A 26,142-nucleotide genomic window follows, 5' to 3' on the forward strand; every position below is an offset into this window, starting at 1 on the left:
GCGATCATGGAGTTGCGGCCCCGGAAAGCTCCGCTAAACGGACATTTCTCGGGGCGGAAGTGCAAGATCGGCGAGTGCCGGCTTGGGGGTGGTGGCGGGGAGCGTGTCCCGGCGGCCTGTTCGCGCCAGTTCGCCGGAGTGGCGGGGACGTGCGCCAGGTCGGGGAAGTTGCTACATCACACCCGCCCTGACCCCGCCACTTCCCCGATGTGGTGGCACGCCGCCAGCGCCAGCCGCAGGAAGCCCACCACCAGGTCGGGCGGGATCGGTGAGGCGAACACGCCAGTTCGCCGGAGTGGCGGGGACGTGCGCCAGGTCGGGGAAGTTGATACATCACGGCCGCCCTGACTGCGCCACTTCGCCGAAGTGGCGGTGGCAGAAGTCGCTCGGCGGGGGCGGCCGGAGGCCGCCCCCGCCGTGCCGTGCCACCCCGGTCAGCCCGGGTTGGGGCGGTTGTCGGTGAAGTTGCCCACCTGGGCACCCGTGGACGAGTTGTCGCTCGTGGAACCACCGGCCGGGGTGCTCAGGCCACCCGTGCCGGCGTCACCGGTCGTCGTGGGCGCCACCTTGCCCGGGTGCTTCTCGGGCTGGCGGGCCACCCGGCGCACACTCGCCGGGCCCGCGGTGCCACCGGTCGTGGTGACCGCGCCCTGGCCCCGCGTCGGTCCGCCGTCGCGCAGCACAGTCGGGTCGACGGGTACGTCCGCCGGGTCGTCCGGGTCGAGTTCCTGCCGCATCCGCTCCACGTCGGTCTGCGGCACTGTGACCTCGTCCAGCGCGCCCTCGCCGTACACGCCTCCGGCGACCCGCTGCTCGGCCCGCCGGGCGGCGTCCTGCCGCATGTCGTCCTCACGCACGTCAACCACCTCGCAGCTCTCTCGGGGTATCGGTGTTGCGTGCCCGAGGGTGGGTGGCTGAAACCGGGGCCGGCACCGGGATGACCGGTGTGCACCGGGGTGTCCGGTTCCGGCCGCGAGCCCAGCGTGGCAGCCATCGGATGGCGACCGGCGGTTACCTTGTCTCCGGCGAGGGGTAGACCCAGGGTGCCCCCGCCACAAAGCGCGAACCGTGCCGTGGCCGACCTGCGGTAGCGGGGCGAGGGTATGCAGGTACGACTCATCAAATCCTGAGGAGGACCAGATGAGCACGCAGGCTGCATCCACCAGGCCGGCCAACCGGCCGATGTCCGACGTCCAGAACCGGTCGAACATGCAGGACACGTCGACCCGGCAGATGCCGTCGATGCACGACGGTCACCGGGAGAACATGCCGTCCCCGGGTACGGAGACGAAGCAGGCGTTCCTGACCACCGAGTTCTGGGTGTACGCAGCCGCGGTCGCGGTCGTGGCGATCGCCGCGTTCTGGAAGGGCACCACCGCCAACGGCCTGAACATCAACAACCCGAACCAGGCCTGGTGGTACCTGACCGCGCTGACCGGCGCGTACCTGGTCAGCCGTGGCCTGTCGAAGGCGGGCAGCGCGCGCCGCTCCGGCGAGGAGCGTCGAGGCCGGCGCTGACGCGCGCCGAGTCACGCGTACGGCGACGCCCCCGGGATCCGTCCCGGGGGCGTCGTCGCGTGTGCTCACTCCTCGCCGAAGTCCCCGAAGTCGTCGCCGCCGCCGTCGAACGCGTCGTCGAGCATCTCACCGGCGATCATGCCGCCGGCGACGCCCAGCGCGGCGCCCGCGACCACGCCGCCCATGCCCGGGCCGCGCCGCCCGTGACCGGCGTATCCGTGCTGGCCCGGGTAGCCGTGGCCGCCGTGCGGCATGCCGAAGCCCTGGGCCCGCAGGCTGCCGTAGCGGCCCGTGGTCTCCCGCAGCCAGCCGTCGACGACCTGCACCCAGTCGGTACGGGCGGCGTCGCTGTGCGGGACCGAGTACCGCCCGATGACGTCGTGCCCGGCGCTGAGGAAGCCGCCGCGCTTGTCGCACTCCAGGATCACCTCGACGCCCTGCTGGCTGGTCACGAACGTCAGCTCGACCTCGGTGACCGTCTGCGCGTACTGCGGCGCGGCGAAGAACTCGATCTCCTGGTAGAACGGCAGCGTCTGCGGCACGCCGTAGATGTGGCCCCGCTCCAGGTCGGCGTGCTTGAACCGGAAGCCGAGCGCCTGGAACGCCTCCAGGATCCGCTCGTGGATCGGCAGCGGGTGCACCGACACCTGGTCCAGGTCGGACTTGTCGACCGCGCGGGCCACCGCCAGCTCGGTACGCAGCCCCATGGTCATGCCGTGCAGGCGCTGGCCGTACACGTCGGTGATCGGGGTCTCCCACGGCACCGGCATCTGGAACGGGATGGAGAGCTGCTGCTTCGGGGCCAGCTCGAAGGCGCCGCTGACCGGCATCCGGTGGAACTCCATCACGCCGGCGTACTCGTGGTCGCCGCTCTCGATCTCGACCCGGGTCACCAGACCGATGTTGATCTGCTCGATGCGGGCCGCCGCGTCGCCGCCGACCAGGTTCACGTGCCCGTCCAGGGTCAGGCCCGGCCGGGTGTTCGGGTTGCTGAGCACCGTGTCGACGGTCGGGCCGCCGACGCCGAACGCGCTCAACATCTTCTTGAAGACCATCGGTCACTCCCGTGCAACTGCGCTCCGACATGGACCGTCGGGCACTTCGTCAGGGCACCCTAGACGGCGGGGCTGAGAACTGTCTGTGAGGCACGCCGTGGTCTCAGTCGGCCCGGACCACCACCAGCTCGCCGACCTGCTCACCGAGCTGCCGGCGGGCCTCCGGCGGCAGGCCGCCGTCGGTGATCAGCACGTCGGCCTCCTCCAGCGGAGCGATGGTGGCGATGCCGATGGTCTCCCACTTGGTGTGGTCGGCCAGCACCACGAGACGGCGGGCGGAGCCGATCAGCCGCCGGTTCACCGCCGCCTCCAGCAGGTTGGGCGTGGTGAATCCGGTACGCGGGCTCATCCCGTGCACGCCGAGGAAGAGCAGGTCGACGTTGAGCGCGGCGATGGCGGCCTCGGCGACCGGGCCGGTCAGCGCGTCCGACGGGGTGCGGATGCCCCCGGTCAGCACCACCGTCTGGTCGGCGCGGGGGTTCTGGTAGAGCGCGTCGGCCACCGGGATGGAGTTGGTGACCACTGTGAGCCCGCGTACCTCGGCCAGCCGGGCGGCCAGCGCGGCGGTGGTGGTGCCGGCGGAGAGTGCGACGGCCATGCCCGGCTCGACCAGCCCGGCGGCGCGCTCCACGATGGCCCGTTTCTCGGCCTGCTGGCGCACCGACTTGGCGGCGAATCCGGGCTCCTCGGTGGAGCCGGGTCCGGCGAGCGTCGCGCCGCCGTGCACCTTGTCGATGAGGCCGCGGTCGGCGAGCACCTCCAGGTCACGGCGGATCGTCATGTCGGACACCCCGAAGCGGCTGACCAGGTGACTGACCCGGACGCCGCCGCGTTGGCGGATCAACTCCAGGATGGCGCTCTGCCGTTGCTGGGCGAGCATGGGAACCTCCTCGGCGCGGACGGCAGGGTACCGGTCAGGCGGTCGCGGGCACCGGCGCGGGCTCCTCGCGGACCACCGCCACCTCACCCGCCGGCACCTCCAGGGTGCCGTCGCACCTGACGCCGCCGAGCAGCTCGACGCCGCTGACCGCCAGCCGGGCCGGTTCGGTGGTGTGGTTGACCACGAACAGCCAGCTCCGGTCCGCCGAGCGGCGGCGGACCACCTCCACCCCGGCCGGCGCGTCGACCGGCGGGCGCACGCCGGTCTCGGCGAGCAGCCGGGCCACCAGCCGGTCGGTGGCGTCGTCGTCGAGCCGGGTGCCGACGTACCAGGCGGCGCCCGCGCCGACCGCGTTGCGGGTCAGCGCCGGCACGCCGGGCAGCGGCCCGTCGGTGTACGCGGCCAGCACCTCGGCGCCCTCGGCGTGCAGCCACTCGGTCCACACGTCGGCGCGGGCGCCGTCGTCGAGGCGTACCGTCTCGCCGGCCCGCAGCGGGAAGAACTCCTCGACGCGTACGCCGAGCAGGTCGCGGAACGCGCCGGGGTAGCCGCCGAGCCGGATGTGGTCGTGCTCGTCGACGATGCCGCTGAAGTAGGTGACCGCGGCGGTGCCGCCGGCCTCCACGAACCGGCGCAGCGCGTCGGCGTCGGCGTCGCGGACGAGGTAGAGCGTGGGCACCACGACGAGCCGGTAGCGGGACAGGTCGGCCGACGGGTGCACCACGTCGGCGGTGACCCCGGCCCGCCAGAGCGCGGCGTGCAGCGCGGCCGACCGGTCGGTGTACGTGACGTCGACGCTCGGGTGGGAGTCGAGTTCGGCGCCCCACCAGGCCTCGTAGTCGAACAGGATCGCCACGTCGGCGTCGACGCGGCTGCCCCGTACCTCGGCGAGCGCGCGCAGGTCGGCGCCGAGCCGGCAGACCTCGCGGAACACCTTGGTGTCCGGCCCGGCGTGCGGCACCAGCGCGGAGTGAAACTTCTCCGCGCCGGCCCGGGAGGCCCGCCACTGGAAGAACAGCACGCCGTCGGCGCCGCGCGCGACGTGGGCGAGGCTGTTGCGGCGCATCTGACCGGGCGTCTTGGCCACGTTGCGGGGCTGCCAGTTGACCGCGCTGGTGGAGTGCTCCATCAGCAGCCACGGCGCGCCACCGGCGACGCCCCGGGTGTGGTCGGCCGCGAGGGCCAGGTTGACCTGCGGCTGCGGGTCGGCGGCGGTGAGGTAGTGGTCGTTGGCGACCACGTCCACGTCGGAGGCCCAGGAGTGGTAGTCCAGGTACTTGATGCCGGTGCCGATCATGAAGTTCGTGGTGACGGACTGCGGGACGATCCGGTTCAGCAGCTCCCGTTCGGCGCGCAGCTGCGCGCGCTGCTCGTCGGAGGAGAACCGCAGGAAGTCCAGTTGCTGGGTCGGGTTGGCGAACGTCGGGGCGGTGCGCGGCGGGTTGACCTCGGCCCAGTCGTGGTAGCGCTGGCTCCAGAACGCGGTGCCCCAGGCCGCGTTGAGCGAGTCCAGGTCGCCGTAGCGCTCGCGCAACCAGCCGCGGAACGCCTCGGCGCTGACGTCGCAGTAGCAGTGCACGTTGTGGCAGCCGAGTTCGTTGGAGACGTGCCAGAGCACCACGGCGGGGTGCCGCGCGTACCGGCGGGCGACGGCCTCGACCAGGGCGAGCGAGTGGTCCCGGAACACCGGCGAGCTGGGGCAGTACGCCTGCCGGCCGCCGGGCCACAGCACCGTGCCGTCGGCCCGGCGGGGCAGCGTCTCCGGGTGCCGGTGCGCCAGCCACGGCGGTGGGCTGGCGGTGGCGGTGGCCAGGTCGACGCTGATGCCGCCGTCGTGCAGCAGGTCGATCGCCCGGTCGAGCCAGTCGAAGACGTACCGCTCGGGGGTGGGCTGCAGCAGGGCCCAGGAGAAGATGCCGACCGAGACCAGGTTGACCCCGGCGCGTCGCATGAGTTCGACGTCCTCGGCCCACGTCTGCTCGGGCCACTGCTCCGGGTTGTAGTCCGCGCCGTACCAGATGCCCTCGCCGTGCCAGTTCCGCATGACAGCAGAGGGTGCCCCCGAACAGCACCCAAGTCAACACTTTCCAACATCGACTGACGTTCCAACGTTTACCGGCTCTTTGCCCTGCCTCACCGCCGCAGGCGTCGCCTTTTTGCCCTCTTGACAGCGCCGCGCCAAGGGGTAGCTTCAAGCGCCACCGGCTGTTTGTGTTCGGACGTGTGGATTCTCGGTGGATCTGCCGCGGCCGACACGAACACCGCTCACCGCTAACGATCACGGTCCATGAGCGCAGCGCACCTCTTCCACGCAGGAGGCACCATGTCCCGTCCCCGCTCGCAAGCCGAATACCTCGCCCGGCTCGTACCCCCGTCCGTCGCCGGCCTGAACCGGCGCTCGCTGCTCGCCGGCGCGGCCGGTGCGGGGGCGCTGCTCGGCACCGGTCTGCTCGCCGGCTGCGGCGACTCCGACTCCGGTTCCGGCGGCGACGCCAAGAGCGTCTCGCTCGGCTCGAACCAGTCGGACCCGAAGCCCAAGGACGTCGTCGCCAAGGTGATGGACGGCTTCAAGACGTCCTCCGGCGTGACCGTCGACATCAACACGGTCGACCACAACACCTTCCAGGAGAACATCAACAACTACCTGCAGGGCAAGCCGGACGACGTGTTCACCTGGTTCGCCGGCTACCGGATGCGGTTCTTCGCCGCCAAGGGCCTGGCCGGTGACCTCAGCGACGTGTGGGGCAAGCTCGACGGCTACTCCGACGCGTTCAAGAAGGCGTCCACGGGCGACGACGGCAAGCAGTACTTCGTGCCGGCGTCGTACTACCCGTGGGCGGTCTTCTACCGCAAGTCGGTGTGGCAGCAGCGCGGCTACGAGGTGCCGAAGACGCTCGACGACCTGAACACGCTCGGCGCGCAGATGAAGAAGGACGGCCTGGTCCCGATCGCGTTCGCGGACAAGGACGGCTGGCCGGCGATGGGCACGTTCGACATCCTCAACCTGCGCATCAACGGCTACCAGTTCCACATCGACCTGATGGCCGGCAAGGAGGCGTGGACCTCCGACAAGGTGAAGAAGGTCTTCGACACCTGGGCCGGGCTGCTCCCCCTGCACCAGCCGGACTCGCTCGGCCGCACCTGGCAGGAGGCGGCCCAGTCGTTGCAGCAGAAGAAGAGCGGCATGTACCTGCTCGGCCTGTTCGTCGGCCAGCAGTTCAGCGGCGCCGACCTGGAGGACCTGGACTTCTTCACGTTCCCCGAGGTCGACTCCACCATCGGCGCGAAGGCTCTGGACGCCCCGATCGACGGCTACATGATGGCCCGCAAGCCGAAGTCCAAGGACGCGGCGCAGAAGCTGCTGACGTACCTCGGCTCGAAGGAGGCGGCGGACATCACCGTCAAGAACGACCCGAGCACGCTCGTCGCGAACAGCGGCGCGGACACCGGCGCCTACACCGCGCTGCAGAAGAAGGCCGCCGAGCTGGTCGGCTCCGCCACCGAGATCGCCCAGTTCCTCGACCGCGACACCCGGCCGGACTTCGCCTCCACCGTGATCATCCCGGCGCTCCAGCAGTTCATCAAGGACCCGAAGGACATCAGCGGGCTGCTCACCAGCATCGAGAACCAGAAGAAGTCGATCTTCACCAGCTGACGGCGGAAGGGGGAAGGACATCATGTCCGACCTGCCCCTGATCCAAGCGGATCGCGCCGTGCCGCCGCCGGCCGCGACCACCACGAACGGTGGTCGCGGTCGCCGGCTACGGCTCCTGTCCCGCACCGACCGCGTGGTGATCACGCTGATGGTGCTGGTACCCCTGCTGCTCGTCACCGGCCTGGTCTGGCTGCCCGCGGTGGCGACGGTGCTGCTCTCCGGCACGAACTGGGACGGCATCGGCCCGATCGGCGAGATCGAGTGGGTCGGGGTCAAGAACTACGACGACGTGGTGAACATCTACCCGCCGTTCGTCCCGGCCGTGCAGAACAACCTGCTCTGGCTGGCCGCGCTGTTCGTGGTGGCCACCCCGATCGGCATGTTCCTCGCCGTGCTGCTGGACAAGGAACTGCGCGGCAGCCGCTTCTACCAGACCGCGCTCTACCTGCCGGTGGTGCTGTCGCTGGCGCTCATCGGCTTCATCTGGCAGCTCATCTACAGCCGCGACCAGGGCCTGCTCAACGGCGTGTTCGGCGGCGAGACCGACTGGTACGGCGACCCGAACGTCAACATCTGGGCCGTGCTGGTGGCGGCCGGCTGGCGGCACGTCGGCTACATCATGCTGCTCTACCTGGCCGGCCTCAAGGGCGTCGACCCGTCGCTGCGCGAGGCCGCCGCAGTCGACGGATCGTCCGAGACCAGCACGTTCTTCCGGGTCGTCTTCCCGGTGATGCGCCCGATCAACATCATCGTGCTGGTGGTGACCGTGATCGAGTCGCTGCGCGCGTTCGACCTGGTCTGGGTCATCAACAAGGGCCGCAACGGACTGGAGCTGATCTCCGCGCTGGTCACCCAGAACGTGGTGGGCGAGGCCAGCCGGATCGGCTTCGGCTCCGCGCTGGCGACGATCATGCTGGCCGTGTCGCTGGTCTTCATCACCATCTACCTCTGGACCGTGATGCGGGAGGACAAGCGATGACCGCCGTCTCCGCCGGCCGCCGCCCCGTGCGGCCCGCCCGGGTCGTCCTGCACCTGTTCCTGGGTACGGTCGCCGTGGGCTGGCTGTTCCCCATCCTCTGGGCGGTGCTCACGTCGTTCCGCTCCTACGAGTACACGGCCGCCAACGGTTACGTGTCGCTCGGCGGCTGGACGATCGACAACTACGTCACCGCCTGGCGTACCGCCGAGTTCGGCAAGCACTTCCTCAACTCGGCGTACATCACCGTTCCGGCGGTGCTGCTCACGCTGTTCCTCGCCTCCTGCGTGGCGTTCGTGATCGCCCGGTTCAGCTGGAAGCTCAACATCGCGCTGCTCGGCCTGTTCACGGCCGCGAACCTGCTGCCGCAGCAGGCGCTGCTCATCCCGCTGTTCCGGATGTTCACCGAGATCCCGCTGCCGGCCTGGATGAGCGACTCGGAGCTGCTCTACGACAGCTACTGGGGGCTGATCCTGGTCAACGTCGCGTTCCAGTGCGGCTTCTGCGTGTTCGTGCTCAGCAACTACATGAAGGCGCTGCCGCACGAGCTGTACGAGGCCGCGATGGTCGACGGGGCGAACGTGTGGCGGCAGTACTGGCAGGTCACGCTGCCGCTGTGCCGCCCCGCGCTCGCCGCACTGGCCACGCTGGAGGTGACCTGGATCTACAACGAGTTCTTCTGGGCCACAGTGCTCATGCGGACCGGCGACAAGTTCCCGGTCACCAGCTCGCTGAACAACCTGCGCGGCGAGTTCTTCACCGACAACAACCTGGTCTCGGCCGGTTCGGTGCTGGTCGCGATCCCCACCCTGGTGATCTTCTTCCTGCTCCAGAAGCAGTTCGTCCGGGGTCTGACGCTGGGAGCCTCCAAGGGATGACGATCGTCCACCTGCGCCGCGCGCGGACCAGCCTGGTGCTCGACGCACGCGGCCCGGGGCTGCCCCGGGTCGTGCACTGGGGCGCCGACCTCGGCCCGCTGCCCGACGGGGACCTGCCCGCGCTCGTCGACGCCACCGTGCCACCCGTCGTGCCGAGCAGCTTCGACGCGCCAACAGTGCTGTCGCTGCTGCCCGAGGCGAGCGCCGGGTGGAGCGGGCGGCCCGGTCTCGCCGGCCACCGCGACGGCCGGGACTGGTCGACCGCGTTCCGCCTGGCCGACCTCGACGTGCGCGACGAGCCGCCCCCGGACGGCGACGCGCCGGGCACGCCCGCTCCGGGCGGCGTGGCCGAAGGCGGGGAGCGGGACCGCGCGCCCGCTCCGGGCGGCGTGGCCGGAGGCGGGGACGCGGTGCGCGTACCCGATGAGGAGCGCAACCGCGACCGAGCCGGCGCCGCACGGGTGACGGTGCGGGCGGCGGACCCGGGCGCGGGGTTGAGCCTGACCGTCGAGATCACACTGGATGCGGCGGGGGTGCTGACGCTGCGGCACCGGCTGCGCAACGACGGCGACGGCCGGTACGAGGTGCGGGAGCTGACGCCGGTGCTGCCGGTGCCGGCGGTCGCCACCGAACTGCTCGACCTGACCGGCCGGTGGTGCCGGGAGCGCGCGCCGCAGCGGCATCCGTGGCCGATGGGCGCGTGGGTACGCGAGGGGCGGCACGGCCGCACCGGCCACGACGCCACGTTGCTGCTGGTCGCGGGCACGGCCGGGTTCGGTTTCCGGCACGGCGAGGTGTGGGCGGTGCACACCGCGTGGAGCGGCGACCACGTCACGGCCGCCGAGCGCCGCCCGACCGGCGAGTCCACACTCGGCGGCGGTGAGCTGCTCACGCCCGGTGAGATCGTGCTGGGGCCGGGCGACGAGTACGCGACTCCCCTGCTGTACGCGGCGCACTCGGCCGACGGGCTGGACGGGCTCAGCGACGCCCTGCACACGCACCTGCGGGCCCGCCCGTCGCATCCGCGCACGCCGCGGCCGGTGACGCTGAACGTGTGGGAGGCGGTCTACTTCGACCACGACCTGGACCGGTTGCGGGCGCTCGCCGACGCGGCCGCCGAGGTCGGCGTGGAACGCTTCGTGCTCGACGACGGCTGGTTCCGCGGCCGGCGGCACGACCAGGCCGGGCTCGGTGACTGGTGGGTCGACGGCGAGGTCTGGCCGGACGGGTTGCAGCCGCTGATCGACCACGTACGCGGGCACGGCCTGCAGTTCGGCCTCTGGGTGGAACCGGAGATGGTCAACCCCGACTCCGACCTGTTCCGCGCCCACCCCGACTGGCTGCTCCAGGCGCCGGGCCGGCTGCCGCCGCCGTGGCGGCACCAGCAGGTGCTCGACCTGGCCCACCCCGACGCGTACGCGTACCTGCTCGAACGGCTCGACGCGGTGCTGAGCGAGCACGACGGGATCGCGTACCTGAAGTGGGACCACAACCGCGACCTCACCGAGGCCGGGCACGCCGGACGGCCCGGGGTGCACGCGCAGACGCTCGCGGTCTACCGGCTGCTGGACGAGCTGCGTGCCCGGCACCCGCACGTCGAGATCGAGAGCTGCTCCTCCGGTGGCGCGCGGGTCGACCTGGAGATCCTGCGGCGTACCGACCGGGTCTGGGCCAGCGACTGCAACGACGCGCTGGAACGGCTGTCCATCCAGCGCTGGACCGGACTGCTGCTGCCGCCCGAACTGATCGGCACGCACATCGGGCCGGAGCGCTCGCACACCACGCGCCGCGTGCACGACCTGGGGTTCCGCGCGGTCACCGCGCTGTTCGGCCACCACGGCATCGAGTGGGACATCACCGCGATCGACGCCACCGAGCGGGCCGAACTCACCGCCTGGGTGGCGCTGCACAAGCGGCTGCGCCCGCTGCTGCACACCGGCCGGGTGGCCCGGGTCGACCACCCGGACCCGGCCGTGCAGGCCCACGGCGTGGTCGCCCACGACCGCTCGCATGCGGTGTACGCGGTCAGCCGGGTCGCCACCTCGGTGGCACAGGTGCCGGGCGCGGTCCGGCTGCCGGGGCTGGACCCGGAGCGGCGCTACCTCGTGCGCCCGCCCGCCGGGGTGCCGGAGCCCGCAGCGCTGGAGTTGTCCCCGCCCGGCTGGCTGGCCTGGCCGGGCGACGGGATCACGGTGAGCGGTTCGGTGCTGGGGTCGGTCGGCGTTCAGCTCCCCGCCCTGCACCCCGAGCAGGCCCTCCTCCTGGAGGTGACCGCCGCCTGACCGCCCGGCCCGCCCCGGTGATCAAGGAGTTTGTGTCTCCGTCGAGGTCCGATCGGGACACAAACTCCTTGATCACGCCACTGGGGGTGCGGGTCAGGCGGGGGTGCAGGTCACCGCAGGGGTGGAGTTGGTGCCCTGCCAGGTGCCGATGAAGCCGAAGCTGGTGCTCGCGCCGGCGCCGAGGCGGCCGTTGTAGTCGACGTTGCGGGCGGTGTACGCCGACCCGCTGTTGCTGACGCTCGCGTTCCACGCCTGGGTGACGGACTGGCCGTTCGCGTACGTCCAGCGCACCGTCCAACCGGTGATCGCCGCGGCTCCGGCGGTCACCTTGACCTCGCCCTGGAATCCGCCCTGCCACGAGTTGCCCACTGTGTAGGTGGCGGTGCAGCCACCGGACGGCGGGGGCGTGGTGGTCGGCGGCGGGGTCGGGGTGGGGCTGCCGGTCGGCGTCGGCGTCGGGCTCGGGCTGCGGGTGGGACTGGTGGTCGGGGTCGGGGTGCTGCCGGCGTACACCGACGCCTCGCGGGAGGTGGCCGCGATGCCGTTGGCGCCGTTGAAGATCCGCTGACCCCAGCTCGTGAGCTGCGCCGGGTTGAACGCGGTGGTCATGTCCAGGTACTCCACGCCGCCGCCGTTGCCGCTCCACGACCAGCCGAGGTAGCCGATGCCGTTGGCCTGGCTGTACGCCATGATGGCGTCCTCGTCCGGGTTGCCGTCGGAGTGGTTGAAGCCGAACTCGCCGACCACGATCGGCAGCCCGGCGGTACGGAACCGGCCCAGGTAGTCGCTGATCTCGGCGGCGGTGTCGAACACGCCGTACATGTGGATGGAGAAGACGGTGTTGCGCTGCGCGTCGGCGGCGAACACGGTGCTCGCGTTGTCGCGCATGGTGAACGACCAGTCCTGGCCCCAGTTCGGCGCGTCCACCATGATCGTGTGGGTCAGGCCGGCGGCGCGCAGCCGCTTGATCGCGTTCGAGGTGTCGGTGGTCCAGGCGCTGTAGCCCTGGTTGCCGAACGGCTCGTTGCCGATGTTGACGATGACGTACTTCTCCTGGCCCTTGAGCACGTCGGCGATGCTCAGCCAGTAGTCGGTGGCCTTCGCAAGCGAGGCGGCGGCGCCCTCCTCGCCGTACCCGGTGGTGTCGTGCACCTCCAGCACACAGATCAGCCGGTTGGCCTTGCACAGCGAGATCACGTTCGCCACGTCGGCGGCGCTGTTCTTCGTCCAGCGGTCGCCGCTGGCCAGCACCACCCGGACGGTGTTCGCGCCCAGCGCCTTGATGTCGGCGAACGAGCTGGTCTGCTGCGGGTACCAGGTGTGCGCGTGGTTGACCCCGCGCATCACGAACTCGACGCCGTTGGCGTCGTAGAGCCGCCCGTTGGAGACGGAGAACCCGGTGGCGGCGTGGGCCGGCTGCCCGAGGGCGAAGACGGCGGCGAGGGCCGTCAGCAGGGCGGCGCCCGCGACGGAGAGCAGTTTCTTCATGGCTGTCCTCAGGGGAAGGTCTCCCCCGTGCCCGAGCGGGGGTGCGGTGACGGTGACGACGAAGGTGGCGGCTGAGCCCGGTAGCCGCCGCCCGGTTCCCGAACGGACGCAGGCATCAGCGTAGGGCGATGGATGGCCTGAGGCAACCGGTTAAGCGGGATGGGCCGGGAGGCGGCACCGCTTGACGGGCCGGATGAGCTGAACCGGTTAAGAGCCGGGCGCGGAAGCGGACAGCAGGGTTGACCCGCGCCCGGTGGGGTATCCGGGGACGATCCGCCCGGGAAGGAGACGTGCCATGGTCAACGTCGGTTACACCCTCATGTGCGAGCAGGCCGGCCCGAAGGAACTCGTCGACCACGCCGTACGCGCCGAGGCCGCCGGCTTCGACCACCTGGTCATGTCCGACCACTACTACCCCTGGCTGGAGTCCCAGGGCCACTCCCCGTACGCCTGGTCGGTGCTCGGCGCGGTCGCGCACGCCACCAGCCGGGCCGAGCTGATGTCGTTCGTGACCTGCCCGATCCGGCGGTACCACCCGGCGGTGGTGGCGCAGAAGGCCAGCACCATCGGAGTGCTCTCGGACGGCCGGTTCACGCTGGGCCTCGGCGCCGGGGAGAACCTCAACGAGCACGTGGTGGGCGGATGGCCGCACGTGCAGCAGCGGCACGAGATGTTCGAGGAGGCGCTGCAGATCATCCGGCCGCTGCTCAACGGCGAGACGCTGACGTTCTCCGGCAACCACTTCGACGTGCCCGACGCGTACGTCTGGGACCGCCCCGAGCGGCCGGTGCCGATGGCGGTGGCCGCCTCCGGGCGGCAGTCGGCCACGCTGGCCGCCGAGTACGCCGACGCCATGATCGCCACCGACCCGCTGTCCCACCTGATCGACATGTACGAGGAGGCCGGCGGCGCGGGCCGACCCCGCTACGGCCAGGTGGCCATCTGCTACGGCCCGGACGAGGACGAGTGCCGCAAGATCGTGCACGACCAGTTCCGCTGGTTCGGCCTGGGCTGGAAGGTCAACGCCGACCTGCCCGGCCCGGAGTCGTTCGAGGCGGCCACCCAGTTCGTCCGTGAGGAGGACGTGGCCGAGGGCATCTCCTGCGGCCCGGACACCGACCGGCACGTGGAGGCGTTCAAGAAGTTCGTCGACGCGGGCTTCACCCACGTCGCGCTGGTCCAGGTGGGCGGCGACACCCAGCCGATGTTCCTCGACTGGGCCCAGGAGGAACTGCTGCCCCGGCTGCGCGAGCTGTGACAGCCGTACCGTCCCCGCCGGGGCGCTTCGGCCCGGCCGAGCTGCGCCTGGCGCTCGCCGCGCCCCGGCCGGCCGCCGGGCTGACCAGCGAGTTCCGGCAGGTCGGCGGGCTGCGGGCGCACACCCGCCGCTCCGCCGCACCGGGCGGGGACGGGCCGCCGGTCGTGCTGGTGCACGGCCTCGCAGTGTCGCACCGCTACCTCACCCCGCTGGCCGTCGCGCTGGCGCCGCGCCAGCCGGTGTACGTGCCGGACCTGCCCGGCTTCGGGCTGACCGAACGCCCCGGCGCCGCGTACGACGTGGACCGGCACGCGGCGTTCCTGGCCGGCTGGCTCGACGCGTACCGCTTGGGTCCGGTCGTGCTGCTCGGCCATTCCTTCGGCGCGGAGGTCGCCGCCGCGCTCGCCGCCCGTCACCCCGGCCTGGTCCGCGCCCTGGTGCTGGCCGGTCCGACCAGCGATCCGGCCGCCCGGTCCCGGCGCGGTCTGGTCGGCCGGTGGCTGCGGGACACGCTGCGGGAGGCGAAGTGGCAGGCGCCGATCCTGCTGCGCGACGTGGCCGACGCCCGGCCGTGGCGGGTGTTCGCGACGCTGTCCCACTCGGTCCGCAACGCGGTCGAGGAGGACCTGGCCCGGGTCAGCGCGCCCACGCTGGTGCTGACCGGCGCCCGCGACCCGGTCGCGCCCGCCGCCTGGCGGGAGCAGGTCGCCCGGCTGGTGCCGGACGCCCGCACGCTGGCCGTCCCGGACGCGGCGCACAACGTGGTCACCACCGCCCCGGCCCAGGTCGCGGACGCCGTCCACGACCTGCTCACCACCCCGCTGAGGAGTTGACGCCATGCGTATCGGGAACACCGAGATCCGGCCCGCCGGAGGCGGGCTCGGCTGCCTGCTGATGATCCTCTTCTCGATCGTCGCCTCGGTGGTGCTCACCGTCCTGCTCAACCTGGTCCTGTAGAACCCGGCCCGGCGTGCGCGACGGCGACACCAGAATGGGGCATGCCCCTGCTGACCGCGCTGCCGCTGGCGCTGGAGATGGTCGCCGGGTCGAAGCTCGTCAGCGCCGTCGTCCTCGCCGCCGGCCGCCACCCGCGCCGCAGCTCGGCGGCGTACCTGGCCGGCGTCACGGTGGGCGTGCTCGGGCCGTTGACGCTCTGGTACGCGGCGTTCCGCGTGGTGCGGCACACCGCCGTGCACGGCATCGGGGTGGGCGGCAGCCGCCGGCTCATCGACTGGATCGTGCTGGCCCTGCTGGCGGTCCTCATGGTGGTCACGTTCCGCAGACGGCGGCGCGACCGTCCCCCGGGGTGGCTGCGCCGGTTGCAGGACCCGCGGCCCGCGTACGCCTTCGGTCTGGGGCTGCTGCTCGCCGTCGCCGTGCCGAGCGACGAGCTGGTCATGGCGTCGGTCGCGGGCAGCATGGCCGGGCACGGCCGCCCGTGGTGGCATCTGCTGCCGTTCACGGCGCTCACCGTGCTGCTGCTGGCCCTGCCGCTGCTCACGCTGCTGCTGGCCGGCGACCGCGCGGAACGGCTGCTGCCCGCGTTCCGCTCCTGGGCCGACAGGCACTCCTGGCTGGTCAGCGAGGTGGTCATCCTGATCTTCGCGGCCTTCGTGGTGGCGGACCTCGCGGGGTCGTTCAGCCGGCCGTGAGGTCCACCTCGGCCAGCACCGGATAGTGGTCCGACGCCGAGTCGGCGTCACCGTCGCGGACCACCCGCACCGCGCGTACCCGGTCGGCCAGCGCCGGGGTGGCGAGCAGGTAGTCCAGCCGCATCCCGGCGAACTCGGCGCCGCCGTGCCGGGTCGGCACGGTCAGGCCGCCGGGCTCGTCGCCGCCGGAGCGCGGCCACAGGTCGACCAGCCCGGCGTCGAGCAGCCGGGCCACCGCCCGGGTGTCCACGGTACGGCCGTCGCGGCGCAGGTGCCGCCGCCGGTACGGGGAGGCCAGCCCGGCCAGCCGGGCGGTGTGGTCGGCGGTGGGCTCCAGCGTGTTCAGGTCACCGGCCAGCAGGGCCAGCGCTCCCCCGGTACGCCGCAGCGCGGCGGCCAGCCAGTCCGCCTCCATCCGGCGCCGCCCACCCGAGTACGGGTTCAGATGGGTGCTGAACACGGTGAACGGTCCCGCGCCGGTGGCGACCTGCACCCGGGCGGCGGCGTGGTGGAACGGGCGGCGGACCCGGCCGGCGCGCAGCACCCGCAGCGGCGGGCGGACCAGCACCGCCACCGGCTGGCCGAAGCAGGACCGGGCCAGGTACGGCGTCATGCCGAGGCGGTCGGCCAGGCCGCCCAGCGTGGCGTCCATCCCCCGCAGCTCCTGCAACGCCAGCACGTCGGGGCGCTGCGCGGTGACGACCGAGACGATCCGGTCCCGGCGGTCGGCGCCGCCGCCGTCCCGCCCGCCGGTCCGGATGTTCCAGGTCATCACCCGCAGCATCGGCTCAGTCCGGCCGCGCGGCCTTGGCCAGTTCGTCGTCCAGCTCGTCGACCTGTTCGGACTCGATCGCCGGCCGGTTGCCCTCGTACACGTCGGCGTTCGGCTTGATCACCCAGTACAGCAGCGACAGCCAGAGCGCGCCGAGCAGGATCGCGCCCATGAAGTCGGTCGGGTGGTGCATGCCCCGGTACATCCGGGAGGTCGCCACGCCCACCGGCATCAGCACGGCCATGCCCACGAACAGCCACCGCCACCACCTGTCCGTACGCGGGAACACGATCACCGCCATCGCCACCCAGAGGCAGATGGTCGCCGCGATGTGCCCCGACGGGAACGACGAGGTCGGCATCTGCCCGTCCAGGTTCTCCACCGGCGGCCGGGGCCGGTCCACCACGCGGGCGCTGGCCAGGAACAGGCTCAGCTCGCCGAACATCGCCAGCACCACGTACAGCACCGGGCGCCACCGCCGCCACACGGCCAGCACGATCGGGCAGAACACCAGCGACACCAGCAGGATGGCGTGGGTGTCGCCGAACTTGCTCCACCACCAGCTCAGCTCCGTGAGCGCGTCGGTGTGCCGCTCGGCGAACCAGCGCGGCACCTCGGTGTCGAGCGTGTCGAAGAACGTGCCCTTGGCGTGGTAGCTGACGAACATGCCGAACGCGTAGAGCACGCCGAAGACGAGGACCCAGCCGACGAGCAGCTCGGCCACCGCCGAGCGCGGGTGCTCCAGCACCTTCTCCTCGTCCGGCGCGAGCGCCAGCTCCTCGCCGGCCTCCGGCTCCAGACCCTCGCGCAGCGGCGGCACCGGCCGGCCGCGCTCGCGCCGCCACAGCCGGAAGGCGTACGCGGTGACGCCCAGCCAGGCCGCACCGAGCAGCCAGCCGCCGATCACGTCGGACACGAAGTGCACGCCCAGCGCGATCCGGGTCAGCCCGACCAGGAAGATCAGCACACCGGCGATCGCGATGGCGGGCTTGCGCCAGCGCGGCGACATGGCCGGCAGGAACACCAGCAGCAGCGCCCCGTACGCGACGAACGAGCCGAGCGCGTGACCACTGGGGAAGCTGTTGCCCGGTGCGCTGGCGATCGGCACGTCCACCACCGGACGCAGCCGCCCCACCAGCGCCTTGAGCGACGGGTCGAGGATCAGCCCGCCGGCGCCGGTGACGATCAGGTAGACCGCCAGCCGGGACTGGCGGCGGATCAGCAGGCCCACCACGGCGATGGTGACCAGCCAGATCAGCACCGGCCGCCCGCCCAGGTCGGTGATCGCCTGGAGCACTGTGACCAGCGGGCCGTGCGGCGCCACCAGGTCGTTGAACCACTCGGCCACCGCGTGGTCGGCGTCGCCCAGCGGGCTCCACCGGAACCGGACCAGCATGAGCAGCACGCCGAACCCGACTCCCGCGCCGGCCACGGCGAGCAGGCCCGCGAGGCTCCGCTCCGCGAAATGGCTGAGCGGCCGGCTCCCGGCTTCCTTGACCGCGGTCACACCGCACCTCCCTCGTTCCTCTGCGAGGCGCGCTGTACCCGATCGGCGTGTCCCGTACACGCCGCACCGGCGCGGCGTCCACGCCGGACCGGCCGTGGCGTCAGAGCGAGGTCATCTCGCCGGTGTCGAACAGCTCCGCCCGCTGCGCCTCCGGCTCCCACAGGTCCGGCTGGGCGGGCTCCTCCACCCCGATGCGCATCGCTTCGAGCTGGGCGGCGAAGGCCAGCCCGCCGAACAGCGCGATCCCGGTGAGGTTGGCCCAGAGCAACAGGGCCATCATGCCGGTCAGCGCGCCGTAGGTCTGGCCGAATCCGCCGCTGTACTTCACGTAGGCGGCGAGCAGCAGGCTGGCCAGCCACCAGATCGCGATGGCGATGGACGCGCCGAAGAAGAGCCAGGACAGGCCGGGCTGGCGGCGCCGGGGTGCGTGCCGGAACAGCACCGCGACGGCGAGCACTGTGAGGCCGAGGCTCAGCGGCCAGCGGATCACGTCCCACCCGGCCATGGCGAGGTCGCCCCACTCGTAGTGCCGCCGTACCGACTCGCCCATCGCCCGCCCGCCGACCAGGATCAGGAAACCGGCCAGCGCGGGCACACCGGCGACCACCGCGAGGACGGCGGCGCGCAGGTACTTCGCCAGCGCCGGGCGGTCCCGCTCGACGCCGTAGATCCGGTTGGCTCCCCGCTCGATCTGCGCCATCGTGGTGGTCAGCGCGACCAGCCCGGTGAGCAGACCCAGCGTCAGCGCCAGCTCACCGGCGTCCTCGGTGCGCTCGCTGTCGGTCAGCAGGTCCTGCACCATGGCTTCGCTCTGGCCGGGCGTGATCGCCAGCACCGTGTCGGCGACGACCTTGCCGCCCTCGTCCACGCCCAGGTCGGTGATCAGACCGGTGAGCGCGATCAGGAACGGCACCACGGCCAGGCAGAGCTGCAACGCCAGCGCCCGGGAGTGGCTGAAGCCGTCGCCGTAGCGGAACCGGATGAACGCGTCCCGCAGCAGGCACCAGCCGCCGTGCCGGCGCAGTGTGTGCCAGGCGTCGTCGGCGGAGAGCTGGTCCTCGGTCATCAACCGGGTCTCGGGGACCAGCTTCGTGCTACTCACGGCGGGCCTCCTCGACCAGATGCTCACCGCGCTCGCCGACCGCGTCGGCGTCCACGGCCAGGTCGGGGTCCTCCGCCGGGCGCGGTACGCAGAGCCAGAGCGACTCGGGGCGGATGGTGGCCTTGAGCGACCGGCCCGGCTCGATCAGGTCGCCGTCGAGCTGCCGGGGCTGCGACCGGGTGCTGGTGATCTCGACCGACCGGGCCCGGAACACCTCCATGCCGGGCACCCGGTCTCGGCGGCGCAGCACCGCCCAGCCCATGGCGAGCCAGTGGCGCAGCGTACGCGGCGTCAGCACCGCCACGTCGAGCCAGCCGTCGTCCGGTTCGGCCTCGGTGAGCAGGCGTACCCCGCCCTGGAGACGCCCGACGTTGGCGACCAGGACCGAGCGGGCCCGGCGGCGCAGCGGCGGCTTGCCGTCGAGGCGCACGGAGACGCGCATCGGCCGGTCGCGCAGGTGGCGGGCGGCGCCCACCACGTACGCGGGCCAGCCGATCCGCTTCTTCGTGGTCTCGGAGGTGGAGTCGAGCATCTGGGCGTCGAAGCCCATCCCGGCCATCACCGCGAAGCACTTGTCGCCGACCGCGCCGACGTCGAGGCGGCGCATCCCGCGCTCGACGGCGACCTCCAGCCCGGCGGCCAGGTCGTTCGAGAGGCCGAGGTTGGCGGCCAGCAGGTTGCCGGTGCCCTGGGGCAGTACGGCCAGCGCCACGTCGGTGCCGGCCAGCGCGGTCACGCACGCCATCACCGTGCCGTCGCCGCCGCAGGCGAAGACGACCTCCGCGCCCGCCTCGATTGCCTGTTCCGTCTGCCCGCGGCCCGGGTCCTCGACTGTCGTCTCGTACCAGGCCGGGGCCGGCCACCCGGCGGCGGCGAGCGCGCCGTCCACGGTGCGGCGGAACTCGTCCAGGTCGGCCACCTTCACCGGGTTGACCACCACTGCCGAGCGCGGGGTGCGGTTCTCCGCGTTCACCGGGCGCTTGTCGTCTGCACCGTCCACGGCGTCAGTGTGCAGGACACGGGGCGTGACGGCGACCCGGCGGGGCGGGACGTTGCAAGGACCGCAAACAGGTTTGAAAAATGGATGCGCGTCGTCGCGGTCAGGCCGCCTCGCGCAGCGCCGCGTCGACGCGCCGCCGCAGGTCGTCGAGGTCGACGCCGGCCTCGGTGAGCACCACGGCGGCCAGGCCGTCGCCCTCGCGCAGCAGGCCGAGCAGGATGTGTTCGGTGCCGATGTGCCGGTGGCGCAGCCGCAGCGCCTCGCGAAGCGACAGCTCCAGCACCTTCTTGGCGCGGGGCGAGAACGTGCCGTGGTGCGACCCTCGACGCCACCAGCGGCGCGGACGCGGTGTCGCCTCGCGCAGCGCGTCGGGGCCGAAGGACTCCTCGATCCGGGCCACGATCGCGGCGAGGTCGATGCCGATCTCGCGCAGCGCCGCGGCGTCCGCCGCGCCGAGCCCGTCCACGCCCTGCGCGGTGTGGCGGGCCACCGCGGCGCGCAGCGCGTCGGCGTCGACGCCGCCGGCCGCCAGGAGCCGTACCGCCAGGTTGTCGCGGTCGGCGAGCACGCCCAGCAGCAGGTGCTCGGTGCCGACCGGCCGCCGTCCCTCGGTGCGGGCCTCGTCGAGCGCGTGGTGCACCACGCTCCGGGCCCGGTCGGTGAACCGTTCGAACATCACGCCTCCCAGCTCTGGCGCACCGCCGGCCGTCCGGCGTGCTTCTTGTGGACCGCCTGCCGGCTGACCTCGAGGGCGTCGGCGATCTCCTGCCACGACCAGCCCTGCCGCCGGGCGTTGTCGACCTGGATCACCTCAAGCCGCTCCAGCAGCCGGCGCAGGGCGAGCACGGCACGCAGGCCGACCTTGGGGTCGGTGCTGCCGGCCGCCGCCGCGAGTTCCGTCGCCTGACTCATGGTGTCAATGTAGGTTGACAGACTCTCGCCTGTCAACCCTGGTTGACAGGCGAGGCGGCCTGCCGCTGTCCGGCCCGTCCCGGTGTTACGGTCCGCTGGTGTTCCGCCGCCGTCCGCTGGACCGGCCGGTCGAGTCCGCGCGCCGGCTCACCGCCGGCCGCCTCACCCTGGAGATCGCCGGGGGCAGCGTGGTCGGGCACCGCTATCCGGAGAACTACGACGTGCTGCACGTCGACCCCGAGCTGCCGCTCGCGGTGCTCTGCGACGGGATGGGCGACGGCGAGGGCAGCCGGGTGGCCGGCACGACCGCCGCGGAGACGTTCGTGGCGCAGGTCCGCGCCGGCTGGCCCGCCGTCGGCGCCGCCGCGCTGCGCGCCGCCGTGGCCGAGACCCAACGGCGGGTACGCCAGGCCGGCGCGGCGCAGCCGGGCCTGACCGGATGCACGCTCACCGCGCTCGTGATCGAGCCGGACGGCGACCAGGGCTGGCTGGTGCAGCTCGGCGACTCGCGGGCGTACCGGCTGCGCGACGGGCTGCTGGAACTGATCACCGTCGACCACACCATGGCCTGGCTCGGCCTGCTGCACGGCTGGTGGCCGGCCGACTCGCCGGAGGCGGCGCGGGCGCGCTACCAGCTGCTGCGCTACGTCGGCCACCCGGACCGGCCCGAGCCGGACCTGCTCGCCGTGCCGCTGCGCCGGGGCGACACCTGGCTGCTGTGCACCGACGGGATCAGCGACCAGCTCGGCTACCACCGGCTGCGCGACCTGCTCTCCGCGCGACGCGACCCGGCGCGCACCGCCGAGGCCCTGCTCGCCGCCAGCCTGGACGAGGGCGGCGAGGACAACGCCACAGCCGTCGTGCTGCGCGTGCACCCGGCGCTGCCCGCCCCGCGCTGACCGCCAGTTCCGCCGACCCGCTCCGGCGCACCCGGTCCCCCGACTACGGTGGGTGAAAAGCAGGGGTCGGGAGGTGAGCCGGGGTGGCCGCACCCAGCCACGGCGCGGTGGTGGTCGGCGTCGGCCGGTCCGAGGCCGATCTGACAGTGGTCCGCACGGCCGCCGCCGAGGCCGCCGCCCACGACCGGCCGCTGCACCTGCTGCACGCGTTCAACTGGGCCGCGACGCCCGGCCCCGCCCCGGCCGGCGGCACCCGAAGGGACGCGGAGAACGTGCTGGAGCACGCCGGGCAGGTCGTCGCCGAGTGCGCGCCGCAGGTGCCGGTCAGCGGCCGGATCGTCGAGGGCTCGCCGGTCGAGGCGCTGCTGCGGGTCGCCGACACCGCGTTCCTGATCGCGCTCGGTGACGGGGGCATGTCCGCGCACCCGGACCGCGTACCCGCCGACACGCCGGCCGTCGACGTGGCCGCCCGGGCCGGTTGCCCGGTGCTGGTCGGGCGTACCGAGCCGGCCCCGCCCGGCCCGCTGCTCGTCGGCTTCGACGGGTCGCCCAGTTCGCGGGCCGCCCTCGGGTACGCCTTCGACTGCGCGCAGCACCGGGGCGCCCGCCTGCTCGCCGTCCGGGTGATCGAGCCGGAGTCCGGCGACCGCGACGACGGGCGCCTGGAGGAGGCGGTCACCCGCACGGCCCTGCGGTACCCCCGGGTCGCCGCCGACTGCGAGACCGTCCACGGTGACCCGAAGTCCGTCCTGCTCGACCGGTCCCGCGCGGCGCAGCTCGCGGTGGTGGCCGCCTGGGGAGACGGGCCGATAGGGTCCACTCTGGGCGCGGTCAGCCAGTCCCTGCTCTATCACTCGCCGGCCCCGCTGATCGTCGTACGCGGAGTCGCCGCCGACGCCGGGGACGGGTCATGACGCCCGCGCGAGGCGGGACCTACGGCCCTGACCGGCGACCCCCGACGGGGGCGACGCTGGACGCGGCGGGAAAGAAGATGTGCTCCCCGAGTGGCAGCCGACCCCGAGCCACGAGAGGCTAAGGCAGCATGGACACCGCGGTGAACCTGCACAGCCCCCTGACCGACGACGAGTTGCGCCGGCTGGACGCCTACTGGCGCGCGGCGAACTACCTGACCGTCGGCCAGATCTACCTGCTCGACAACCCGCTGCTGCGCGAACCGCTCAAGCCCGAGCACGTCAAGCCGCGCCTGCTGGGCCACTGGGGCACCAGCCCCGGGCTCAACCTGCTCTACACGCACCTCAACCGGGTCATCGTGAACCGGGACCTGTCCGCCATCTTCGTCACCGGCCCCGGCCACGGCGGCCCGGCTCTGGTGGCGAACACCTGGCTGGAGGGCACCTACAGCGAGCTGTACCACAGCATCCCCCGGGACGAGACCGGCATGCAGCGGCTGTTCCGGCAGTTCTCCTTCCCGGGCGGCATCCCGAGCCACGTGGCGCCGGAGGTGCCGGGTTCGATCCACGAGGGCGGCGAGCTGGGGTACGCGCTGAGCCACGCGTACGGCGCCGCGTTCGACAACCCGGACCTGCTCGTGGCCTGCGTGATCGGTGACGGCGAGGCGGAGACCGGCCCGCTGGCCGGGAGCTGGCTGTCGAACGTGTTCCTCAACCCGGCCCGCGACGGCGCGGTGCTGCCGATCCTGCACCTCAACGGCTACAAGATCGCCAACCCGACCGTGCTGGACCGGATCCCCGGTGAGGACCTGCGGGACATGATGCGCGGCTTCGGCTACGAGCCGTACGTGGTCGAGGGCGACGACCCGGCGACCGTGCACCAGCTGCTGGCCGCGACGCTCGACCGCGCGGTCGACGAGATCGCGGCGATCCAGCGCCGGGCCCGCTCCGGCGAGCACGTCGAGCGCCCCCGCTGGCCGATGATCATTCTGCGGACGCCGAAGGGCTGGACCGGTCCGTCCCGGGTCGACGGCAAGCAGGTCGAGGGCACGTTCCGCGCCCACCAGGTGCCGATCTCCGAGGTCCGGGACAACCCGGAGCACCTGGCCGAGCTGGAGCGCTGGCTGCGCAGCTACCGGCCGGACGAGCTGTTCGACGCCACCGGCGGCCCGGTCGCCGAGGTGGCCGGCCTGCCTCCCACCGGTGACCACCGGATGAGCGCCAACCCGGTCGCCAACGGCGGCCGGCTGCTGCGCAACCTGGAGCTGCCGGACTTCCGCGACTACGCGGTCGACGTGCCGACGCCGGGCGAGCCGATGGCCGGCGCGACCGGTGTGCTCGGCCCCTGGGTCCGCGACGTGATCGCGCGCAACCCGGAGACGTTCCGCCTGTTCGGCCCGGACGAGGTCGCCTCGAACCGGCTCGGTGCGGCGTTCGAGGTGACCGACCGCGCGTTCGTGGGCGCCGAGGTGCCCGGCGACGACCACCTCTCCCCCGACGGCCGGGTGATGGAGGTGCTCTCCGAGCACCTGTGCCAGGGCTGGCTGGAGGGCTACCTGCTGACCGGCCGGCACGGCGTCTTCACCAGCTACGAGGCGTTCATCCACATCGTCGACTCGATGGTCAACCAGCACGCCAAGTGGCTGAAGGTGACCCGGAACATCCCGTGGCGGGAGCCGGTGGCCTCGCTGAACTACCTGCTGTCCAGCCACGTGTGGCGCCAGGACCACAACGGCTTCTCGCACCAGGATCCGGGCTTCATCGACCACGTGGTCAACAAGAAGGCCGAGGTGGTCCGGGTCTACCTGCCGCCGGACGGCAACACGCTGCTGTCCACCATGGACCACTGCCTGCGCAGCCGGCACTACATCAACGTGGTGGTGGCCGGTAAGCAGCCCGCGCCGAACTGGCTGACCATGGACGAGGCCATCCAGCACTGCCGCCGTGGCCTGGGCATCTGGGACTGGGCCAGCAGCGACGACGGCACCGAACCGGACGTCGTGCTGGCCTGCGCCGGCGACGTGCCGACGCTGGAGACGCTCGCCGCCGTCGACCTGCTGCGCCGGCACCTGCCGGACCTGAGGGTGCGGGTGGTCAACGTGGTCGACCTGATGCGCCTGCAACCGCCGTCGGAGCACCCGCACGGCCTGCCGGACAACGAGTTCGACACCATCTTCACCCGCGACAAGCCGGTGATCTTCGCGTACCACGGCTACCCGTGGCTGATCCACCGGCTCACCTACCGCCGGACCAACCACGAGAACCTGCACGTGCGCGGCTACAAGGAGGAGGGCACCACCACGACGCCGTTCGACATGGTGATGCTCAACGACCTGGACCGCTTCCACCTGGTCATCGACGTGATCGACCGGGTGCCGGGGCTGCGGTCGCGCGCCGCGCACCTGCGCCAGGACATGGTGGACGCCCGCCAGGCCTGCCGCGACTACACCCGCCGCTACGGCGAGGACGACCCCCGGGTCGCCGAGTGGCGCTGGATCAGGGAGAACGACCCCGCGGTGAGGAGTGGCGAATGAACGACGACGAGATCCTGGTCGGCTACGACGGCTCCTCGGACGCCGCCGTCGCCCTGAACTGGGCGCTGGACGAGGCCGGCCGCTCCGGGCGGCCGGTACGCCTGGCGTACGTCTTCGAGTGGTTGACAGTGACCGGCTGGATCGGGCCCGGCGTGGCGCCCGGGGTGTGGCCGGACGAGGCCGCCCGGCAGCAGGTCGAGGAGCTGGTCCGCAAGGCGGCGGCGGACGCCGCCGCCGACCGGCCGGGCCTGACCGTGCACGGCGAGGTGTTCGACGGGCCGCCCGCGCTGGTGCTCCAGGAGCGGTCCGCCGACGCCGGGATGCTCGTGCTCGGCAGCCGGGGCCACGGCGGCTTCGGCGGGCTGCTCGCCGGTTCCACGGCGGTCTCGGTCACCGCGCACGCCCACTGCCCGGTGGTGGTGGTCCGCGACGGCCAGGCCGCCACGTCCGGGCCGGTGGTGGTCGGCTCGGACGGCTCGGAGTCGGCGCTGCGGGCGCTCGGCTTCGCCGTCGAGCGGGCCGCCCAGCGGGACGTGCCGCTGCGGGTGCTGCGGGCCTGGGAGCCGCCGGGTGACCGGTGGGTGCCGCCGGACTTCGACCCGGAGCAGGTCGCCGCGAGCGAGCGGGCCGCCGCCGAGGCGGAGCTGGCGCCGTGGCGGGAGAGCTTCCCCGACGTGCCGGTCGAGATCGAGGCGGTCCCCGGCAGCGCGTCCGCACTGCTGGTGGAGGCGAGCCGGTCGGCGCAGCTGGTGGTGGTCGGCAGCCGGGGCCGGGGCGGCCTGCGCGGCATGCTCCTCGGCTCGGTCAGCCAGCAGCTCATCCAGCACTCGCACTGCCCCGTCGCGGTGGTCCGCGAGCGCTGA

Annotated in this window: 23 protein-coding genes; 12 read left to right on the forward strand and 11 right to left on the reverse strand. The window is 72.6% G+C overall.

Annotation, left to right across the window (positions count from 1 at the left end; all coding sequences use genetic code 11):
• Window positions 1–434: 434 nt before the first annotated feature.
• On the reverse strand, window positions 435–857 hold the full coding sequence (locus ACN27C_RS31085; RefSeq protein WP_162959127.1) for a hypothetical protein: 423 nt from the start codon (window positions 855–857) through the stop codon (window positions 435–437).
• Window positions 858–1,140: 283 nt separating this feature from the next.
• On the opposite strand from ACN27C_RS31085, the gene ACN27C_RS31090 reads away from it, so the two are divergent.
• Window positions 1,141–1,518, forward strand: a complete 378-nt coding sequence (locus ACN27C_RS31090) for a hypothetical protein (RefSeq protein WP_091427728.1) — start codon at window positions 1,141–1,143, stop codon at window positions 1,516–1,518.
• 65 nt (window positions 1,519–1,583) lie between these two features.
• On the opposite strand, the gene ACN27C_RS31095 is transcribed toward ACN27C_RS31090, so the two are convergent.
• From ACN27C_RS31095 to ACN27C_RS31105, 3 genes are all read right to left on the reverse strand, one after another.
• Complete coding sequence (locus ACN27C_RS31095) at window positions 1,584–2,573, reverse strand: sporulation protein (RefSeq protein ID WP_121686309.1); 990 nt, start codon at window positions 2,571–2,573, stop codon at window positions 1,584–1,586.
• 103 nt (window positions 2,574–2,676) lie between these two features.
• The gene (locus tag ACN27C_RS31100) at window positions 2,677–3,453 is read right to left on the reverse strand and encodes a DeoR/GlpR family DNA-binding transcription regulator (protein ID WP_120570918.1); all 777 of its coding nucleotides are present in this window, start codon (window positions 3,451–3,453) and stop codon (window positions 2,677–2,679) included.
• A 34-nt stretch (window positions 3,454–3,487) separates the two neighbouring features.
• Window positions 3,488–5,497, reverse strand: a complete 2,010-nt coding sequence (locus tag ACN27C_RS31105; RefSeq protein ID WP_422749877.1) for a beta-galactosidase — start codon at window positions 5,495–5,497, stop codon at window positions 3,488–3,490.
• Between the two features lie 279 nt (window positions 5,498–5,776).
• Between ACN27C_RS31105 and ACN27C_RS31110 the strand changes: the two genes are divergently transcribed.
• From ACN27C_RS31110 to ACN27C_RS31125, 4 genes are read left to right on the forward strand one after another with little or no spacing between them, the layout of a single operon-like run.
• Window positions 5,777–7,108, forward strand: a complete 1,332-nt coding sequence (locus ACN27C_RS31110) for an ABC transporter substrate-binding protein (RefSeq protein ID WP_358175654.1) — start codon at window positions 5,777–5,779, stop codon at window positions 7,106–7,108.
• A 22-nt stretch (window positions 7,109–7,130) separates the two neighbouring features.
• Window positions 7,131–8,087, forward strand: coding sequence for a carbohydrate ABC transporter permease (locus ACN27C_RS31115; protein WP_121686305.1), 957 nt, complete (start codon window positions 7,131–7,133; stop codon window positions 8,085–8,087).
• Window positions 8,084–8,962: a carbohydrate ABC transporter permease gene (locus tag ACN27C_RS31120; RefSeq protein WP_422749880.1), complete on the forward strand. Its 879-nt coding sequence runs from the start codon at window positions 8,084–8,086 to the stop codon at window positions 8,960–8,962. The genes ACN27C_RS31115 and ACN27C_RS31120 overlap by 4 nt, the downstream gene beginning before the upstream one ends.
• Window positions 8,959–11,244, forward strand: a complete 2,286-nt coding sequence (locus ACN27C_RS31125; protein ID WP_422749882.1) for an alpha-galactosidase — start codon at window positions 8,959–8,961, stop codon at window positions 11,242–11,244. Before ACN27C_RS31120 ends, ACN27C_RS31125 begins: the two co-directional genes overlap by 4 nt.
• 93 nt (window positions 11,245–11,337) lie before the next feature.
• On the opposite strand, the gene ACN27C_RS31130 is transcribed toward ACN27C_RS31125, so the two are convergent.
• A complete protein-coding gene (locus tag ACN27C_RS31130; RefSeq protein ID WP_364809688.1) occupies window positions 11,338–12,732 on the reverse strand; it encodes a cellulase family glycosylhydrolase in 1,395 nt (464 codons plus the stop codon).
• 295 nt (window positions 12,733–13,027) lie between these two features.
• On the opposite strand from ACN27C_RS31130, the gene ACN27C_RS31135 reads away from it, so the two are divergent.
• The 3 genes from ACN27C_RS31135 to ACN27C_RS31145 all read left to right on the forward strand — a co-directional run bounded on the left by ACN27C_RS31135 (window position 13,028) and on the right by ACN27C_RS31145 (window position 15,642).
• Window positions 13,028–13,990 carry a TIGR03557 family F420-dependent LLM class oxidoreductase gene (locus ACN27C_RS31135; protein WP_121683197.1) on the forward strand — a complete coding sequence of 321 codons (963 nt, stop codon included), beginning with the start codon at window positions 13,028–13,030 and terminating at the stop codon, window positions 13,988–13,990.
• Window positions 13,987–14,823 carry an alpha/beta fold hydrolase gene (locus tag ACN27C_RS31140; protein WP_422749885.1) on the forward strand — a complete coding sequence of 279 codons (837 nt, stop codon included), beginning with the start codon at window positions 13,987–13,989 and terminating at the stop codon, window positions 14,821–14,823. Before ACN27C_RS31135 ends, ACN27C_RS31140 begins: the two co-directional genes overlap by 4 nt.
• 165 nt (window positions 14,824–14,988) lie before the next feature.
• Window positions 14,989–15,642: a GAP family protein gene (locus ACN27C_RS31145; RefSeq protein ID WP_422749887.1), complete on the forward strand. Its 654-nt coding sequence runs from the start codon at window positions 14,989–14,991 to the stop codon at window positions 15,640–15,642.
• Here the strand turns inward: ACN27C_RS31145 and ACN27C_RS31150 are convergent.
• From ACN27C_RS31150 to ACN27C_RS31175, 6 genes are all read right to left on the reverse strand, one after another.
• A complete protein-coding gene (locus tag ACN27C_RS31150; protein ID WP_120570928.1) occupies window positions 15,629–16,426 on the reverse strand; it encodes an endonuclease/exonuclease/phosphatase family protein in 798 nt (265 codons plus the stop codon). The genes ACN27C_RS31145 and ACN27C_RS31150 overlap by 14 nt on opposite strands.
• Before the next feature lie 4 nt (window positions 16,427–16,430).
• A complete protein-coding gene (locus ACN27C_RS31155) occupies window positions 16,431–17,921 on the reverse strand; it encodes a phosphatase PAP2 family protein (RefSeq protein ID WP_364809694.1) in 1,491 nt (496 codons plus the stop codon).
• A gap of 100 nt (window positions 17,922–18,021) precedes the next feature.
• The gene (locus ACN27C_RS31160; RefSeq protein WP_120570930.1) at window positions 18,022–19,023 is read right to left on the reverse strand and encodes a YihY/virulence factor BrkB family protein; all 1,002 of its coding nucleotides are present in this window, start codon (window positions 19,021–19,023) and stop codon (window positions 18,022–18,024) included.
• Complete coding sequence (locus ACN27C_RS31165; protein WP_358175630.1) at window positions 19,016–20,023, reverse strand: diacylglycerol/lipid kinase family protein; 1,008 nt, start codon at window positions 20,021–20,023, stop codon at window positions 19,016–19,018. Before ACN27C_RS31165 ends, ACN27C_RS31160 begins: the two co-directional genes overlap by 8 nt.
• Before the next feature lie 100 nt (window positions 20,024–20,123).
• Window positions 20,124–20,699, reverse strand: coding sequence for a Clp protease N-terminal domain-containing protein (locus ACN27C_RS31170; RefSeq protein WP_120570932.1), 576 nt, complete (start codon window positions 20,697–20,699; stop codon window positions 20,124–20,126).
• Window positions 20,699–20,935 carry an HTH domain-containing protein gene (locus ACN27C_RS31175; RefSeq protein WP_354874698.1) on the reverse strand — a complete coding sequence of 79 codons (237 nt, stop codon included), beginning with the start codon at window positions 20,933–20,935 and terminating at the stop codon, window positions 20,699–20,701. The genes ACN27C_RS31170 and ACN27C_RS31175 overlap by 1 nt, the downstream gene beginning before the upstream one ends.
• A 98-nt stretch (window positions 20,936–21,033) precedes the next feature.
• Here ACN27C_RS31175 and ACN27C_RS31180 point away from each other — a divergent pair, with 98 nt between their 5' ends.
• The 4 genes from ACN27C_RS31180 (at window position 21,034) to ACN27C_RS31195 (ending at window position 26,142) form a co-directional block, all read left to right on the forward strand.
• Complete coding sequence (locus ACN27C_RS31180) at window positions 21,034–21,834, forward strand: PP2C family protein-serine/threonine phosphatase (protein ID WP_120570933.1); 801 nt, start codon at window positions 21,034–21,036, stop codon at window positions 21,832–21,834.
• An 83-nt stretch (window positions 21,835–21,917) separates the two neighbouring features.
• Entirely contained in the window at window positions 21,918–22,748 is an 831-nt protein-coding gene (locus tag ACN27C_RS31185; RefSeq protein WP_422749892.1) for a universal stress protein, read from the forward strand.
• A 128-nt stretch (window positions 22,749–22,876) separates the two neighbouring features.
• Window positions 22,877–25,279, forward strand: a complete 2,403-nt coding sequence (locus tag ACN27C_RS31190; protein WP_422749894.1) for a phosphoketolase family protein — start codon at window positions 22,877–22,879, stop codon at window positions 25,277–25,279.
• Entirely contained in the window at window positions 25,276–26,142 is an 867-nt protein-coding gene (locus ACN27C_RS31195; RefSeq protein ID WP_422749896.1) for a universal stress protein, read from the forward strand. Before ACN27C_RS31190 ends, ACN27C_RS31195 begins: the two co-directional genes overlap by 4 nt.

It is taken from the genome of Micromonospora sp. WMMD1219 (assembly GCF_049315215.1).
GTDB classification, from domain to species: Bacteria; Actinomycetota; Actinomycetes; order Mycobacteriales; family Micromonosporaceae; genus Micromonospora; species Micromonospora tulbaghiae.